Origin of the sequence: Ectopseudomonas composti (assembly GCF_001567565.1) — a bacterium.
GTDB classification, from domain to species: domain Bacteria; phylum Pseudomonadota; class Gammaproteobacteria; order Pseudomonadales; family Pseudomonadaceae; genus Aquipseudomonas; species Aquipseudomonas composti_A.
The window spans coordinates 157,895-174,357 of the sequence record NZ_LSSW01000021.1 but is presented as its reverse complement, the minus strand read 5'-3'; the positions used below and the strand labels follow the sequence as shown (position 1 = coordinate 174,357).

Here is a 16,463-nt window from a genome sequence, read left to right as displayed (position 1 = left end):
ATAATCCAGAGGCTTTGAGTTATTCACTGCAGCTTTGGACAAAGCTACGCACAATCTGTTGATAAGTATCTCCAGGCCTTTGTCTTAAAGGCCTGGAGCGATTTGTACGTTTTTTCTCCAGCAGCTTGCTCGATGGGCGAGTTGATCAGTGGCGTCAGTCGTGACCGGGGCGATAGAGGTGTTTGTGCCGGACGTCGTATAGCGCCGACTCGGCGAAGGCCCCCGGGTCGAGCACGCGTCCGACGAGTATCAGCGCCGTGCGCCGAAAGTCCTTGGCGGCGACCTTCGTTTCGATATCGGCCAGGGTGCCCAGTACCCAATCCTGATCCGGCCAGCTCGCCCTGTGGATAACCGCGATGGGGCAGTCTGCGCCGTAGTGCGGCAGCAGTTCGCTGACGATGGCGGGTAGCTGGCGCACACCAAGATGAATGGCCATGGTCGCGCGGTGCCGCGCCAGGTCGTGCAGTTGTTCGCCCTCGGGCATCGGCGACGTGGTGCCGTAGCGGGTCAGGATCACCGTCTGGGCGATGCCTGGCAGGGTCAGCTCGCTTTCCAGAAACGCGGCGCAGGCGGCGGTAGCGGTAACGCCGGGGATGATCTCGAAGGGAATACCCAGGGTGCGCAGCTCGCGAATCTGCTCGCCGATGGCGCCGTACAGTGAAGGGTCGCCGGAGTGCACGCGAGCCACGTCCTGGCCGCGCTCGTGGGCTTCGCGCAGCAGGCTGACGATCTCGCCAAGGTTCAGCTCGGCGGTGTTCACCACCTGCTCGGCACTGTGGCCCTGCAGCACGGCTTCGGGCACCAGCGAGCCGGCGTAGAGAATCACCGGGCACGAACGAATCAGGCGCTGGCCCTTGACGGTGATCAGCTCGGGGTCGCCGGGGCCGGCGCCGATGAAGTAGATGGTCATGCAGGTTCTCTATCGAAAGTGGCCAGCGCACAGGTGGCGCTGGCGCTGCGGTTCTTCATGCCGAGCAACTGGGCGTGGCCGCCCAGGCGAGCGGCGAGTGCCAGGGCGCAGGGTTCGGCGACGGCGGGGCTGCCGGTGCTAGCTTGAGTGAGCAGGCTGGCGGTGTTCGCAGCCTGGTAGGGCGCGAGGTCGTCGGGGGAGAAGAACCACAGCTCCAGGTCCAGGCGCATGGCCAGTTCATGCAGCCCTGGCTCGTCGTGCTTGTGCGCGATGCTGGCCAGTCCCGCCAGGTTATCCACAGTCAACTCATGGCGGGCCAGGCTGCGAGCCAGCAGGTCAAGCAGCTCCTCCTGTGCGCAGCCACGTCGACAGCCCAGGCCGGCAACCACTCTGAGGGCGGCGGCGGGGTGATCGAGGTGGCTACTGGTCATGAGCGGCATTCGTGTCGGAGGGGAACCTAGCTCATCATGGCACCTGCCAGCGGTCAACCGCGATTGACCGGCCGCCGCGGCCTGCGTAGCCTTCTCGCTTTCGAGGTTCTTCCGGGCAAATCGCCGGGAGGCTAAGAGGGAACAGGGTCGACGCCCTGGCTGCCCCCGCAACTGTGAACGGTCTTAAACCCTTCGATATGCCACTGCCGTCAGGCGGGAAGGTGAAGGGTACGCAACGCGCAGACCGTGAGCCAGGAGACCTGCCTCGATAATCAGCCATTTGCTCGGACGGGGTGATCCGACGCGGCCAGCACGCTCCTGCGTGCCTGCCTGCGCATACCCGTCCGCCGAACTTACCGACGCCACGGGGCCCTTCATGAAAACCCTCGCCAAACTGCCAGTCACCATCGTCACCGGTTTTCTCGGTGCCGGTAAAACTACCCTGCTGCGCCATCTGCTGGCCAATGCCGGCGGCCGCCGTATCGCGGTGATCGTCAACGAGTTCGGCGAGCTGGGCATCGATGGCGAAATCCTCAAGCAGTGCTCCATCGGTTGCAGCGAGGAGGAGGCCAACGGCCGCGTTTTCGAACTGGCCAACGGCTGCCTGTGCTGCACCGTGCAGGAAGAATTCTTCCCGGTGATGCGCGAGCTGGTGGCGCGTCGTGGCGACCTCGACCATATCCTCATCGAGACCAGCGGCCTGGCGCTGCCCAAGCCGCTGGTGCAGGCCTTCAACTGGCCGGAAATCCGCAACGCCTGCACGGTCGATGCGGTAATCACCGTGGTCGACAGCCCGGCAGTGATCGCCGGCACCTTCGCTGCCTTCCCTGATCAGGTGGACGAGCAGCGCAAGCTCGACCCCAACCTCGACCATGAGTCGCCGCTGCATGAACTGTTCGCCGACCAGTTGGCCAGTGCCGACCTGGTCATCCTCAACAAGGCCGACCTGCTCGACGCCGAGGCGCTGGCCGCCGTGCGCGCCGAAGTAGCCGAGGAGCTGCCGGCGGCGGTGAAGGTGATCGAGGCGCATGGTGGCGAACTGCCACTGGACGTGCTGCTGGGCCTGAACAGCGAAACCGAGCTGCATATCGACAGCCGTCGCACCCATCATGACGATGAAGACGAAGACCACGATCACGAAGAATTCGACTCGTTCCACGTGGAACTACCGGAAGCCGAGGAGGCGCGCCTGCTGGCTGCGCTGAAGGACGCCGTGGCCAAGTACGGCATCCTGCGGGTGAAAGGCTTCGCTGCCATCCCAGGTAAGCCGATGCGCCTGCTGGTGCAGGGCGTCGGCCAGCGCTTCGACCGTCACTTCGACCGCGCCTGGCAGGCTGACGAGCCGCGCACCAGCCGCCTGGTGGTGATTGGCCAGCAGCTCGACCGCGCGGCCATCGAGGCCGAGCTGAAGGCGGCGCTGGCCTGAGGGGTTGTGGGAGGTGCTTTAGCCGCGACTAGTAGCGAACCCGGTCGCGGCTAAAGCCCCTCCCACGATTCGCCTTCCCCGGAACGACCATGCATCTATTGCGCACCCAGCCCGGCGCCCAACTGCCGGCCGACAGCATCGCCGACCTTGGCCAGACACCTGCCGAGCTGGTGATCCTGTGCACGGGGGATTCGCACCTGTCGTTGCTGGCCGAAGCGGCGCGGCAGCTGCCGGCCGACTACCCCAGCCTGCGCCTGGCCAGCCCGGCGCAGCTGAGCAACAACGCTTCGGTGGATTTCTACGTCGAGCAGGTGCTGCAGCACGCCAGGGTCATCCTGATTTCGGTGCATGGCGGGGTGAGCTACTGGCGCTACGGTGTGGAGCGCCTGGTTGAGCTGGGCGCGCGTGGTGCCACGGTGATCATGGTGCCGGGTGACGACAAGCCCGACCCGGAGCTGAACGCCCTCGGCAACGTTGACGAGAAAGACAGCCAGCGCCTCTGGCAGTACCTGCGCCAGGGCGGCTTGGAGAATGCCCGCCAGTTGTTCCGCTGCATCGGCAACCGCTGGCTGGGCCGCGACGACACGTGGCAGGCGCCGCAACCGCTGCCGCGTGTAGGCCTCTATCACCCTCAGCGCAGCCCGGCGGCGCTGGCTGACTGGCAGACGCAGTGGCAGCCGGATGCGCCCGTCGTGGCGCTAATGTTTTACCGCAACCACGTACAGTCGGCGAATACCGCCTTCGTCGATACCTTCTGCGAACACCTGCTCGGTCAGGGCCTCAACCCGCTGCCGATTGCCGTGGCCAGCCTCAAGGAGACGGCCTGCCTGGAGCAAGTGCAGGCCTGGCTGGATGAAACCAATGCCGCACTGATCATCAATACCACCGGTTTTGCCCTGTCCAACCCCGAGGCGCCGCAGGCACGGGTGTTCCGCCGTGACATCCCGGTGCTGCAGGCCATCTGCTCGCTGGACAACCAGGCGCAGTGGCAGGCCAGCGCGCAGGGACTCGGTTCGCGCGACCTGGCCATGCATGTGGTGCTGCCCGAGCTGGATGGCCGGCTGATCGGCCCGGCAATCAGCTTCAAGGGCCTGGCCTGGCGCAGCGAGCGTAGCCAGAGCGACGTGGTGTGCTACCAGGCGCATGAGTCGGGGATGGCTTTCGTCGCCGAATTGGCGCGTAACTGGTGCCAGTTGGCCATCAAAAGCAACGATCAGAAGCGAATAGGCTTGGTTCTTGCCAACTACCCGACCCGCGACGGGCGCATCGGCAATGGCGTTGGCCTGGATACGCCCGCCGCCGCGCTGAATATCCTCCGCGCTTTGCAGGCGCAGGGCTACCCGGTGGATAACCTGCCGGGCAGCGGCTCCGAACTTGTCCACAGCCTGCTAGGCGGCGTTACCAACGACCTCGATGGCCTGGATACGCGGCCTTGTGCGCAGAGTCTGGCGCTGGATGACTACCTGGCGTTTTTCCACAGCCTGCCGCCGGCCAACCAGCAGGCGGTACGCGAACGCTGGGGCGAGCCACAGCGCGACCCGATGTTTCGCAGCGGGCGGATGATGGTCGCCGGCCTGCGCTTCGGCCTGACCTTCGTCGGCATCCAGCCGGCGCGCGGCTATCAGCTCGATGCAGCAGCGGTGTACCACGACCCCGACCTGGTGCCGCCGCACGGCTATATCGCCTTCTACGCCTGGCTGCGCACGGCCTTCGCCGCTGATGCGCTGATCCACGTCGGCAAGCACGGCAATCTGGAGTGGCTGCCGGGCAAGAGCGTCGGTCTGTCCGAAGGCTGCTGGCCGCAGGCGCTGATTGGCCCGCTACCCAATATCTACCCCTTTATCGTCAATGATCCGGGCGAGGGCGCGCAGGCCAAGCGGCGTACCCAGGCGGTGATCATCGACCACCTGATGCCGCCTTTGACCCGCGCCGAAAGCTACGGCCCGTTGCGCGATCTGGAGCGCCTGGCCGACGAGTACTTCGAGGCCAGCCAGCTCGACCAGCGCCGCGCTGTCGAGCTGCGCGGCGAGATTCTGAACAAGGTGCGCGAAGCCAGCCTCGACCGCGAGCTGGGCCTGCAACTGAACGACGATGCCGATAGCTGGCTGCCGCAGCTCGATGCCTACCTGTGCGACCTCAAGGAATCGCAGATTCGCGATGGCCTGCATGTATTCGGCGAGTCGCCCAGTGGACAACTTCGTCGCGACACCTTGCTGGCGCTGCTGCGTATTCCCCGTGGCGACGGCCAGGGGGCGAATGCCAGCCTGCTGCGTGCGCTGGCGCGTGGCCTGGAGCTGGGCCTCGACCCGCTGGACTGCGACATGGGCCAGCTCTGGGCTGGGCCGCGTCCACAGGCCCTGCTGGCTGTGGATAACAGCCTGTGGCGCAGCGTTGGCGATACCCGTGAGCGCCTGGAGCTGCTGGCGCTGAGGCTGATCGAGCAGCGTCTGGCAGGCGAGCGCAGCGAAGCCTTTGGTGATGAGGTGGCGTTGATTCTCGACGGCCTGGCCGGGCACGTTGCACCCTTGCTTGATGCCTGTGGCGGCGCCGAGATGGGTGGCTTGCTGGCGGCGCTGGAAGGGCGTTTCGTCCCGGCAGGGCCAAGCGGTGCGCCGAGTCGCGGGCGTCTGGATGTGCTGCCTACGGGGCGCAACTTCTTCACCGTCGACGTGCGCCATCTGCCCACGCCGACTGCTTGGCGCCTCGGCGTGCAAGCCGCTGACCGTTTGCTCGAACGCCATCTGCAGGACGAGGGCGATCACCTGCGCCAGCTCGGCCTGTCAGTATGGGGCACGGCGACCATGCGCACTGGCGGCGACGATATCGCCCAGGCCCTGGCGCTGCTCGGCGTGCGTCCGGTTTGGCAGCCTGGCAGCCAGCGCGTCGAACGTTTCGAAGTGCTGCCGCTGGAGCAGCTGGGCCGGCCACGGGTGGATGTCACCCTGCGCGTGTCGGGCTTCTTCCGCGACGCCTTCAGCAACCTGATTCGTCTGTTCGATGAGGCCGTGCAGGCGGTGATCGAACTGGACGAGCCGGAAGACATGAACCCGCTGTCGGCGAGGGTCTGGCGCGAGTCGTTGGCATTGAAGGATGGCGGCCTGGATGAAGCCGAAGCGCGGCGCCAGGCCGGTTGGCGGGTATTCGGCTCCAAGCCCGGCGCCTATGGCGCGGGCGTGCAGAATGCCATCGAAGAACGCCTGTGGCAGAGCCGTGCGGACCTGGCCGAGGTTTATCTGAACTGGGGCGGCTATGCCTACGGTAGCGGCGCCGAGGGCGCGCCGGCCCGCGAGCAGTTCGCCGAGCGCCTGGAGCAGATGCAGGCGGTGCTGCACAACCAGGACAACCGCGAGCACGACATTCTCGATTCCAACGATTACTACCAGTTCCAGGGCGGCATGCTGGCGGCGGTGGAAACCCTGCGCGGGCTCAAGGTGGCCAGCTATTTTGGCGACAACAGCCAGCCGGATACGCCGCGCATCCGCAGCCTCAAGGAAGAGCTGAACCGCGTGGTGCGTGCCCGCGCGGCCAACCCCAAGTGGATCGAAGGCATGAAGCGCCACGGCTACAAGGGCGCCTTCGAACTGGCCGCGACCATCGACTACCTGTTCGCCTTCGACGCCACCAGCGAACTGGTCGATGACCACCAGTACGCGCTGCTCACCGATGCCTACCTGCTCGACAAGGACACCCGCGACTTTATCCAGCAGCACAACCCCGGCGCGCTCAACGATATTCTCGAACGTCTGCTCGAAGCTCAGCAACGCGGCCTGTGGCAGAATCCCGGCGAGTACCGCGAAGCGCTGGAGAATCTGCTGCTCGATAGTGAGGAAAGTTGATGCGCGCTTTTCTCCCTTCTCCCATTTATGGGAGAGGGGCCGGAGGAGAGGGAGATCAGTCCGTAGCCCGGATGCAATCCGGGAATCTTGCAAACGGCCCCGGATTTCATCCGGGCTACAGCCGCTGTTGAATAGTGAAGAAACTTAGCCCTAAGCGGCACGCCTCAAGTGAGCGAAACCTTTGTGATTGACAGGCTTCGCTCTAGACTCACACAGCCTGTCTTTTTAGGAGTCTCGTCCAATGCGTCAGTAATGCCGTCGTGCTCGCACGACCAGTGATCGATCGCGGCCTTAGTCCGCGCGTTTTCACGGCATTGCCTGGAGGCATGGATGACCGATTCCCCGCATATCGCGCTCGAGCGCGTTTCTTTTCGCTTTGCCGACGGCGCCACGCTGTTCGAGGTGCTCAGCGAAGTCTTCGATAACCGCCACACAGGTCTGGTAGGGCGCAATGGTGTTGGCAAGACTGTGCTCGGTCGCTTGCTGGCCGGCGAGCTGCAGCCCAGCGAGGGGCATGTTTTACGCCAGGGGCGCATCGTCTATCTGCCGCAACGTATCGTGGCTGCGCCTGGCGCGAGGGTCGTCGACCTGATGGGATGTGCGCCGTGGTTCGATGCCTTGCAGCGGGTGATCCGCGGTGAGCCGCAAGCCGATGATATCGAGAGCCTCGATGGCCGCTGGGATGTGACCGAGCGGCTGCAAGGCGCCCTGCAGGGTGAAGGCCTTGCTCACCTAGACCTGCAGACGGCTGCGACGCAGCTAAGCGGTGGCGAGTGCGGTCGCGTGGCTCTGCTCGGTGCCTTGCTGGCGGAAGCTGACATGCTGATTCTCGACGAACCCGGCAACCACCTCGATCTGCCCAGCCGCAAGCGTCTGGGCCAACGTCTGGCGAACTGGCGCGGCGGTCTGGTGTTGATCAGTCATGACCGTGAACTTCTGGCCGGCATGCAGCGCACCGTCGAGCTGTCCGCAGCCGGCTTGCGCAGCTATGGCGGTAGCTATGCCTTCTACCAGGCCAGCCGCGAGCAGCAGCGTGAAGCCGCTCTGCAGGCACTGGACAGCGCCCGCGTCGAGCGCAAACGAGGCGAGCGTGAACTGCGTCAGCAGCACGAGCGTCAGCAACAGCGCAGTGCCAGCGGCCGTCGCCAGGGCAAGGACAGCAACCAGGCGAAAATCCTGCTCGACATGCAGAAGGGCCGTAGTGAAAGCAGCGCCGGGCGCACTGCCAAGCGCCTGGAGGCACGCCGTCAGCAGCTCGATGAGCTGGTACGCGAAGCCGCCGCAGCGGTGCTGGAGGAACAGTCCGGTGATTCTGCATGCACCGACCGAGCCCCTGCCGTCAGGGCGTCGGGTACTGTACTGGCGTGATCTGCGTCTGCCGTTTGGTAAAGCGCCGTTGCCGGATTTCGAGCTGTTCGGTTCGCGCCGGGTTGCCGTGCTTGGCCCCAATGGTTGCGGCAAGTCCAGCCTGCTCGCGGTACTCGCCGGTCGTCTGGCGCCGCTGGCGGGTGAGTGCCGAGTCGAGGTGCCCTGGGCCATTCTCGACCAGCATCTGCACGGGCTGGACTTGCAAGAGTCGGCTTTGGAGCATCTTCAACGATTGGCGCCGGGTAGCGCCGAGAGCCTGTTGCGTACACGTTTGGTGCATTTGGGTTTGGAGGCCGAGGCGGCGCTGCTGCCCAGCTCCAGGCTCAGCGGTGGTCAGCGCCTGAAGGTGGCGCTGGCGGGTGTGCTGGCGAGCGATCCGCCGCCGCAATTGTTGCTGTTGGACGAACCGGACAACCATATCGATCTCGACTCGCGCCTGGCTCTGGAGCACGTTCTTCGAGCATATCGAGGGGCGTTGCTGGTGATTTCCCATGATGCTGCCTTTCTCGATGCGCTGGCGTTGACCGACCAGCTGCAGTGGACGGCCAGCGGTTGGCTGCATGAGGTCTTGTGAAACGCCAGTGGCCGAGGGCTCTGGTCTACAATGCCGACTTTTGCCGCCAGTGAATGCCGCCATGACCGAACATCACTTCCCCCTCGCCGCCGTGGTCGGTGCCGATTCGTTGAAGCTGGCGCTGTGCCTGGCGGCTATCGATCCGGCCATTGGCGGGGTGCTGATCGAGGGGCCGCGCGGCATGGCCAAATCCACCCTGGCCCGTGGTCTGGCCGATCTACTCGATGGCGGGCGCTTCGTCACCCTGCCGCTGGGAGCGAGCGAGGAGCGCATCGTCGGCACCCTGGATCTGGACGCTGCACTGGGCGAGGGCCGCGCGCAGTTTTCCCCAGGTCTGCTGGCGCGTGCTGATGGCGGCGTGTTGTATGTCGATGAGGTCAACCTGTTGCCGGATCATCTGGTCGACCTGCTGCTCGATGCCGCCGCCAGCGGGGTCAACCATGTCGAGCGTGACGGCATCTCCCATCGCCACGCCGCGCGCTTCGTGCTGATCGGCACCATGAATGCCGAGGAGGGCGAACTGCGCCCGCAACTGCTCGACCGTTTTGGCCTCAACCTGGCGCTGGATGGTCAGCCGCAGCCGGCCGAGCGCGCCGAGATCGTCCGTCGTCGTCTGGCCTTCGATGCCGGCCCCGCCGCCTTTCTGCAGCGTTGGCAGCATGAGCAGGCTGCCCTGGCCGCGCGCTGCCAGAACGCCCGCCAGCGTCTGGCCGATATTGCGCTGGATGATGCGGCCCTGGGCGAGATCAGCCAGCGTTGCTTCGCCGCTGGCGTCGACGGCCTGCGCGCCGATCTGGTCTGGCTGCGCGCCGCCCGTGCTCATGCCGCCTGGCGTGGCGCTGCGGGCATCGAGCCTGTGGATATCGATGCGGTGGAAGACTTCGTTCTGCGTCATCGCCGTCGCCAGCAACAACCGCCTGCTTCCACGTCGCCCGAACAGAGCCAGGCGCCGCAACAGGCGCAGGAGCAACAGCAGGGCGAAGGCCAGTGGGGCGAACTGCCCGCGCAACCACAGGTTATGGGCGAGCGGCGCGTGCCGCCGCGCTGGCCAAAAAAGTCCTGAGCATCCGCCCGCGCACAGCCACAGGCGCGGATGCCCGTAACCGGCCCGGAAAACTTGGCGGCGGCCTGCGTGGCGCCGTACGAGCGGGCGCGCACGGGCGTATCGACTGGGCGGCGACCCTGCGTCAGGGGCGGCCGCAACGCCGTGAGCAACTGGTAATGCGACCACGCAGCCAGCAAGCCGAGGAGCTATGGCTGGTGCTGGTGGATGCTTCCGCCTCGACCCGCCGCCATGGTGCGTTGAGCCTGGCCAAGGGTGTGCTTGCCGAGCTGTTCGACAGCGCCTATCGCCAGCGCGCGCGGCTGGCGGTTTTGCAGGCCGGTGGCCGCGAGGCGCAGTGGCTATGGCAGGGGCGCAAGGCCAGCGCCGAGCTGCATCGCTGGTTGCAGGAACTGGGCGCTGGTGGTGGCACGCCGTTGCTCGATGCGCTGACTCAGGCGGGTGACTGGTTGCTGTGTCGCCAGCGCGCGAAACCGCACGAACGCCAGCGTCTGCTGATCCTCACCGACGGCCGCCTGCGTGACCTGCCAAATCTGGCGCCGCTGTCATGCCCAACCCTGCTGCTCGACACCGAGCGCGCGCCCATCCGTCTGGGCCGCGCGCGTCAACTGGCGCAGGCGCTGCAGGCCGACTACCACCATATCGACGACCTGGCGCCCGGCGTGCCGGGACGCACCTGGAGAACCTCATGAAAACCCTGCTGCTGGTCGGCATCGGCGCCGGCGACCCGGACTACATCACCTACCAGGCGATCAAGGCACTGCGCCGCAGCGACGTGATCTTCCTGATGGACAAGGGCGCGGCCAAGCACAAGCTCAACGCCCTGCGCCGCGAAATTTGCGCACGCTTCCTCGATGGTCACACGCCGCGTTTCGCCGAAGGCGTGCAGCCGGAGCGCGAGCGCGAAGCCGCCGACTACCGCGCCAGCGTCGACGAGCTCAATCGCGACAAGCAGGCGGTGTTCGAGCAGCTTATCGACGAGCAGATGGCGGACGGCGAGACGGCGGCCTTTATGGTTTGGGGCGACCCATCGTTGTACGACAGCAGCATCCGCATCATCGAGGCCATCGCCGCACGCCGTAGCGACTTCGTCTATGACGTGATCCCCGGCATCACCAGCCTGCAGGCGCTGACCGCGCGCCATCGCATCCCGCTCAACAGCATCGGCCGTGCCGTGGAAATCACCACCGGCCGCCTGCTCGCCGAAGGCTGGCCGCAAGGTGTGGACAGCGTAGCGGTGATGCTCGATGCCAAAGACACCTACCGCCGCTTCGTCGGCCAGGGCCTGCATATCTACTGGGGCGCCTACGTCGGTACCGCCGATGAAATCCTGATTGCCGGCCCGCTGGACGAAGTGGCCGAACGCATCGCCACGACTCGTGCCGAAGCGCGGGAGCGCAATGGCTGGATCATGGATAGTTATTTGTTGCGTAAGGAAGGTACGGTGCAGGGCTGAGGTCAGAAACGGTGGACAAGCAGAGCGTTGTCCACACCATACGGCAGTACAAGACCAGACCGCTTACATCATGAAGTGATCGGAGCGGTCTTCGGGCTTGAGGCTGTTTTGCACGCGGCGTATCAAGCGCGGAATCTCATCGGTCAGATAAGCCCAGAATCGGTCGTCGTTCACCGTCTGTTCAACGAGTTGGGCCGGCAGAAAACGCTGCATTTCATTGCGAAAATCCGCCTTCACCTGCTGGTCGTCGATCAGCGTAGTGGAACGCTGCGCGGCTTTTTCCAGAAAGGCTTGTGCCGTTACCTTGTGGTCGTTGAGCTTGGCTGGAAGCAGTTCTAATGCCGGCTCTATCTTCTGCTGCTTCAACCAGAGCAGATCCCAGAGATCGCGACTCTTGATTCGCCCTTGCCTGAGCGCAAAGGCGAGAATCTTGTCGACATAGATTTCCTCGAGCGCTTCGGCGTTGAGGATCAGGCCCTGAGTGCCCATGTCCACTCCATAGGGGTTGAGTAGTGTTCTGGGCGTGCTCATGTAGCTCGGGATGGCGCAGATATCGATATGAATGCGCTGGGCAGGCAGGTGTCGCGCGTCCGGGCGCGTCTGTACCCTCAGTTTCCAGGTATCGACGTTTCCGGACTCCCTGCTTGGTTCGCTGACGTCTACCTGCAGGCTGTATTTCGTCTGCAGCCTTTCGATCAGGATGGCCCTCAACTGAGCGAAATCGTCTCGGTTGAAATCGGCGCCGCCGGTGAAGTCCAGATCCTCACTCAGGCGGTTGGAGCCATAACAGGCTCGCAGACAGGTTCCGCCGATAAAGCACAGCTTCTCGAGCAGGCCGGCCTCGCTCAACACCAGCATGATGTCGTGATGCAGCAGTTCCTTTTCCACCACGACGCGCAGGTTGGCCAGCTCGGTGTGGCTGTCGATGGCCTGGTCTACCAACTGGTCAAACAAACTCATTGGCGATGCTCCAGTCGATCAGGTCGAGATTCCTTTTTGCCGCCTTCATATCACGGATGGCCTGTGCGGGCTTGGCTCGCCACATCCGGCACCTGCTGTCGTAATCGAGTTGCCCTGAGAGTGCCTCGGCTTTCTGTGCGGTGTGGACGAATTCGATGGTGCCCCACGAACCGCATTTGATCAGGCTGCTGCGGCCCGACGACATCAGCGTGATCCAGTTCATGGGGATCTGCGAGATGATGCCCGCGTCGCTCAGCGCCGTTTCCAGGCTTATGTAGTTGAATTCATGTGCGCGCAGGCGCGCTGCGGCATGAAACAGCAACAGGCCGGTTGTCGGCTTGGCTGGCCGATAGAAATAGAGTCCACGGCAGAGACGCCCCAACTTGTCGTCCCGGGCTGCGCGGCTGAGCAATGCGCGGTAGGCCTCAGCGGAAATATCCGGCACCAGGGCGCGCATGTCCGAAGGCGTGAACAGGTAGCGCTCGGGGCTCGCCAAGCGGCTCAGGCCGTCATAGAGGCGGCGTATGGGCTGGGTTGTTTCGCTGCGTTGGTTCATGAGGCTGACTCAACGGTAAGTGACGATAAGTGTAACTTACCGTTGAGTTATGGCAATGGGACAATACTTGATGAGGCGACCGCCGCTTCGTCGGCCAGGCCCTGAGTATCTACTGGGGCACGCGAGCGCAACGGCTGGATCATGGACAGCTAGTTGTTGAGGAAGGAAGGTACGGTGCAGGACTGAGGTCAGAAACGGTGGGCAAGATGGTTGTTATTTGTCCTATGCCCGGAGCCTGTTGGCCGGTCTTACTCATATCCATATATGAGTTTTCTTGCTTCTGGAATACTGATCCAGCGTTTTTGATGGGCGATAGCTTTGTGAATCAGCCTATGGCAACAAGCGCACAACAAAGCCATATCTGAAACTCTGGTACTGCGTTCGTCCCCTATCGCTAGTGGGATGACGTGGTGAGCTTCATAGATTGATTCTGCAAGTATGTCGTCAAGGACGTCTGGTTTTTTCCCACAAATCTCGCAGACAAAGCGGTCTTTTTTCTTTCTCAGTTCTATAAGGCGAGTACGAAGCTCGGGCCTTCTTTCCCGGCGAAGATGCGTTTCTGTTACGACACGCCCCTCCGCAAAAGCCTCATATTCTGCTTGGCTTTCTCGCACTTCATTCAACGTATCAAGCCCAGCTCTGATAAGGGCTGCTAGTTCCTTTACTCTGTTTTGAGATGAGCCAAGCTCCTCCCAAACCGAGCGGTCTGTTTGTGAAATGTTCCCTAGGCCTAGTCCAGTATCTACTTGGCGCAAGTTCTGAAGCTTAAAAGCAACTCCATCAGCGTTACGGAAGGAGGCTTTGCGGGCAGCAGCGCTGTGATGGGGAAAGGCTCGCAAGGTTTCGGAGAGTGCTTTGACTCTGGGATCCGAAGCAGAAGGAATACGCGGTCTGCATTCAAGGTATAGCTCCAGAGCGAGGATTACTTCTTCTCGTGTCCATTTTGGATTTCCATGTCCGGTGGTTACTGCCATAGCTACCTAAATTGCCTCGATGAATAGTCCGTAGGGTGGAAAACCGCGAAGCGTTTTCCACCATCTCCAAGTCAGTTCCGTGGTCCTACAACCAACTCCAAGAAACCCCCGTATACACCCCAACCCCTTCCCCAGGTGTGGAGCGCGCTACATCAGCGCCGTTGTCGTTATAGCCCGGCGTCACGGTGGCGGCATAGCGTTTGTCGGTGAGGTTGCGCAGGTCGAGCCAGGTTTGCCAGTCGTCTTTCGGCGAGGCGTAGCCGAGGGTGGCGCCGAAGGTGGCGTAGGCATCGGCATGGTAGGAGTTGGCGTAGTCCACCGCGACTCTGGAGGCGTATTGGGTGTTTAAGCCCGCATAGAAGCCGCTCGGGTGGTCGTAGCGCAGTTCCGCCTGGTAGTAGTGGCGCGGCAGGCCGGGCAGGCGGTTGTCGCCGAAGGTGTCGTCATCGCGGTAGTGGAAGTCGCTGAAGGTGTAGGCCTGGCGCAGGCTCAGCGCGCCAGCGGCGCCGCCTTGCCATAGCGGGCTGTTGAGGCCGGCTTCGATGCCTTGGTGCACGGTGGGGCTGGCGTTGGATTCGGCGAAGACGTTGTTCTCGACCTCGACGGTGAGCAGCTCGTGGCGTACCTGCGAGTAGTAGTAGGCCAGGTCCCACTCACCGATGGCCGAGTCGCCACGGGCGCCGACTTCGAAGGTGGTGGCGGTCTGGTTATCCATCGAGATCGGTGTGCTCTGGCGGGTGCTGTACGGCTGGTTGCCAGCCGGGAAGCGCAGCGGCGAGCTCCAGATCATCGACCAGGCATGCGGTGGCTCCACCGAGCGGCTGATGTTGCCGTACAGCTGCACGTCGGGGTTGAGCTGGTAGCGCAGGCCGATGCGTGGCGCGTAGTCCCAGCTATGTTCGCTGAGCTTGTCGTCGGTCGCGGGCCAGGTCACCTGTACTTCGCGGCGGGTGTAGATCAGCGCCAGGCCGCTGGTCAGCCACAGGTCGGGGGTCAATTCCAGTTCGTTGCCGATATGCAGCACGGTGTCCGAGCCCAGGTGCTCGTAGGCGCGCATCAGAGTACCGGCCGGGTAGGTCGTGCCACCGACGGTAATCGGCAGGGCGGCGTTTTCCTTCGACTTGCTGCTGGGCAGGTTGGTGGTGCTGCGCAGGCCGAGGGTGGTGGTGCTGTTGAGTCCGAACAGGGTATGCCGACGGGTGTAGTTCAGGGTGCCGCTGATATCGCTGTAGTCCACGCGGACGCGGTAGGTGTTGCCGTTGGGCGAGCTGTTTTCGACGATATCCATCGGGTAGTGGTGATAGGCCACACCCGCCACCAGGGTGGCGTCTTCGTCGATGTGCCAGGTGGTCTTGTTCGCCAGCCAGGTGCTGCCGGGCTGGTCGCGGTGAGCGTCGATGCGCAGGTTGTTGCTCGCCGCTGCGCGTGGGTCATGTCCGATCTGTACCTTGGTCAGGCGGCCCGGAACCTCGTGCTCGGTCTCGCGGTGGCGCAGGTAGAAGCGCGTATCCAGGTTGTCGTTGAGGCGATAGCCGACGTTGGCGGCGATGCCTTTGCCCTTGCCCGATGAGTGCTCCTGATAACCGTCGGTGTGGCTGTCGGTGAGGGCCAGGTAGTAGTCGAGATCGCCCAATACCTGGCCGGAGGCGATGCTGCGTTTCTGATAGCCGCGGCTGCCTGCTTCATAGCGCAGTTGCAGCTTGGGTGCGGTATAGCCGGTGTGGGTGATGTAGTCGATGGCACCGCCCAGGGCCAGCGAACCGCGGTCGAAACCGTTGGCGCCGCGCAGTACTTCGGCGCGACTTATCCACAAGGGTTCCAGCAGCTCATAGGGCGTGCCGCCAGAGCCGGTCAGCGGCAGGCCGTCGAGCATGATATGGGTGCCGGAGGCGTGCGAGCCGGTACCACGGTTGATCCCCGAGCCGCGCACGCTCACCTTCACGCCCTCGTTACCGGGTGACTGCGCGTAGACACCGGGCTGGTAGGCCAGCACGTCGGCGACGCCGGCCACGCGGCCCTGTTCGACCTTGTTCATGTCCACCAGGTTGGTGCCGCCGGGCACTCGCGCGAGGTCCTCGCGTGCGGCCTCCACTTCGCTCAGCTGTACTCCGTTGACCTGCAACGCGTCGAGCTGCACAGGCTCTTCGGCGAAGGCGCTGTGGCTGTTCAGGCAGGCGAGGGCGAGCAGGGTGAGGCGGGCAGGTTGGCGGGAAAACGGCAGGGGCAGCATGCAAGAGCTCCGTTGAGCGGGCGGCGAGTGTGTCAGATGAAGGCCGACGGGGATTCGTCACGCTAGCCGGGTGCTGGCGCGGGGGGCACATCATGCCGACTATGCCCGTGCCGTGCAGCGGGGCGCTCAGGGAGGAGCAAGGCAGGGCGGTCGCGCAACAGGCCGACCGCCGTCTGTGGATAAACCTCAGGCCAGGCCGGCCTTGTCCAGGCCGAATGCCTTGTCGGCGGAGCCGGGCACGGTGCGGAAGGCCACGTTGAGGCGGTTCCAGCCGTTGATGGCGACCACCAGGAAGCTCAGCTCCGACAGTTCCTGTTCGGAGAATTGCTCGCGCACGCTGGCGTAGATGGCATCGGACACACCGTGTGGTGGCAGCTGGGTCAGGACTTCCGTCCACTCCAACGCGGCGCGTTCCTGCTCCGAGAACAGCGGTGACTCGCGCCATACGGCGACATGGTGCAGGCGCAGTTCGCGATCGCCATGGATCTTCGCTTCCTTCACGTGCATGTCGACGCAGAAGGCGCAGCCGTTGATCTGCGATGCACGCAGCATGACCAGGTGGGCCAGTGGCGCGAGGAACGGGCTGCGGGTCAGCAGCATGGAGAACTCGGCGTACTTGCCGGAGGCCTTGGGAGAGAGTGCGAAGTAGTCGAGGCGCTGGCTCATGGTGATCATCCGT

At 64.0% G+C, this 16,463-nt stretch carries 12 protein-coding genes, 1 pseudogene and 1 riboswitch; of the genes and pseudogenes, 6 read left to right on the top strand and 7 right to left on the bottom strand.

The annotated features are described in order from the left end of the window. Nucleotides 1-154: 154 nt before the first annotated feature. Both cobM and PCLY_RS08095 read right to left on the bottom strand, forming a co-directional pair. Nucleotides 155-910: a precorrin-4 C(11)-methyltransferase gene (gene cobM / locus PCLY_RS08100; protein WP_061238781.1), complete on the bottom strand. Its 756-nt coding sequence runs from the start codon at nt 908-910 to the stop codon at nt 155-157. Next, entirely contained in the window at nt 907-1,341 is a 435-nt protein-coding gene (locus PCLY_RS08095; RefSeq protein WP_061238780.1) for a cobalamin biosynthesis protein, read from the bottom strand. The genes cobM and PCLY_RS08095 overlap by 4 nt, the downstream gene beginning before the upstream one ends. 86 nt (nt 1,342-1,427) lie before the next feature. Beyond that, nucleotides 1,428-1,623, top strand: a riboswitch (cobalamin riboswitch). Between the two features lie 94 nt (nt 1,624-1,717). On the opposite strand from PCLY_RS08095, the gene cobW reads away from it, so the two are divergent. The 6 genes and pseudogenes from cobW (at nt 1,718) to cobF (ending at nt 11,064) form a co-directional block, all read left to right on the top strand. After that, nucleotides 1,718-2,767 carry a cobalamin biosynthesis protein CobW gene (gene cobW / locus PCLY_RS08090; RefSeq protein ID WP_061238779.1) on the top strand — a complete coding sequence of 350 codons (1,050 nt, stop codon included), beginning with the start codon at nt 1,718-1,720 and terminating at the stop codon, nt 2,765-2,767. An 89-nt stretch (nt 2,768-2,856) separates the two neighbouring features. After that, nucleotides 2,857-6,603 carry a cobaltochelatase subunit CobN gene (gene cobN / locus PCLY_RS08085; RefSeq protein WP_061238778.1) on the top strand — a complete coding sequence of 1,249 codons (3,747 nt, stop codon included), beginning with the start codon at nt 2,857-2,859 and terminating at the stop codon, nt 6,601-6,603. Between the two features lie 330 nt (nt 6,604-6,933). Further along, nucleotides 6,934-8,545 (top strand): annotated as a pseudogene (locus PCLY_RS08080) (ATP-binding cassette domain-containing protein). A gap of 61 nt (nt 8,546-8,606) precedes the next feature. Beyond that, the gene (locus PCLY_RS08075; protein WP_061238777.1) at nt 8,607-9,608 is read left to right on the top strand and encodes an ATP-binding protein; all 1,002 of its coding nucleotides are present in this window, start codon (nt 8,607-8,609) and stop codon (nt 9,606-9,608) included. After that, complete coding sequence (locus tag PCLY_RS08070; protein WP_231740135.1) at nt 9,590-10,300, top strand: vWA domain-containing protein; 711 nt, start codon at nt 9,590-9,592, stop codon at nt 10,298-10,300. The genes PCLY_RS08075 and PCLY_RS08070 overlap by 19 nt, the downstream gene beginning before the upstream one ends. Beyond that, on the top strand, nt 10,297-11,064 hold the full coding sequence (cobF, locus tag PCLY_RS08065) for a precorrin-6A synthase (deacetylating) (protein WP_061238776.1): 768 nt from the start codon (nt 10,297-10,299) through the stop codon (nt 11,062-11,064). Before PCLY_RS08070 ends, cobF begins: the two co-directional genes overlap by 4 nt. Before the next feature lie 63 nt (nt 11,065-11,127). Here the strand turns inward: cobF and PCLY_RS08060 are convergent, their stop codons facing one another. From PCLY_RS08060 to PCLY_RS08045, 5 genes are all read right to left on the bottom strand, one after another. Next, complete coding sequence (locus tag PCLY_RS08060; RefSeq protein ID WP_061238775.1) at nt 11,128-12,024, bottom strand: nucleotidyl transferase AbiEii/AbiGii toxin family protein; 897 nt, start codon at nt 12,022-12,024, stop codon at nt 11,128-11,130. After that, nucleotides 12,011-12,580, bottom strand: coding sequence for a type IV toxin-antitoxin system AbiEi family antitoxin (gene abiEi / locus PCLY_RS08055; protein ID WP_061238774.1), 570 nt, complete (start codon nt 12,578-12,580; stop codon nt 12,011-12,013). Before abiEi ends, PCLY_RS08060 begins: the two co-directional genes overlap by 14 nt. A 248-nt stretch (nt 12,581-12,828) precedes the next feature. Further along, the gene (locus tag PCLY_RS24430) at nt 12,829-13,554 is read right to left on the bottom strand and encodes an HNH endonuclease (RefSeq protein ID WP_082768039.1); all 726 of its coding nucleotides are present in this window, start codon (nt 13,552-13,554) and stop codon (nt 12,829-12,831) included. Between the two features lie 85 nt (nt 13,555-13,639). Further along, nucleotides 13,640-15,784, bottom strand: a complete 2,145-nt coding sequence (locus tag PCLY_RS08050) for a TonB-dependent receptor family protein (RefSeq protein WP_061238773.1) — start codon at nt 15,782-15,784, stop codon at nt 13,640-13,642. A 186-nt stretch (nt 15,785-15,970) separates the two neighbouring features. Continuing rightward, on the bottom strand, nt 15,971-16,459 hold the full coding sequence (locus PCLY_RS08045; protein ID WP_082768038.1) for a carboxymuconolactone decarboxylase family protein: 489 nt from the start codon (nt 16,457-16,459) through the stop codon (nt 15,971-15,973). Nucleotides 16,460-16,463 lie beyond the last annotated feature (4 nt).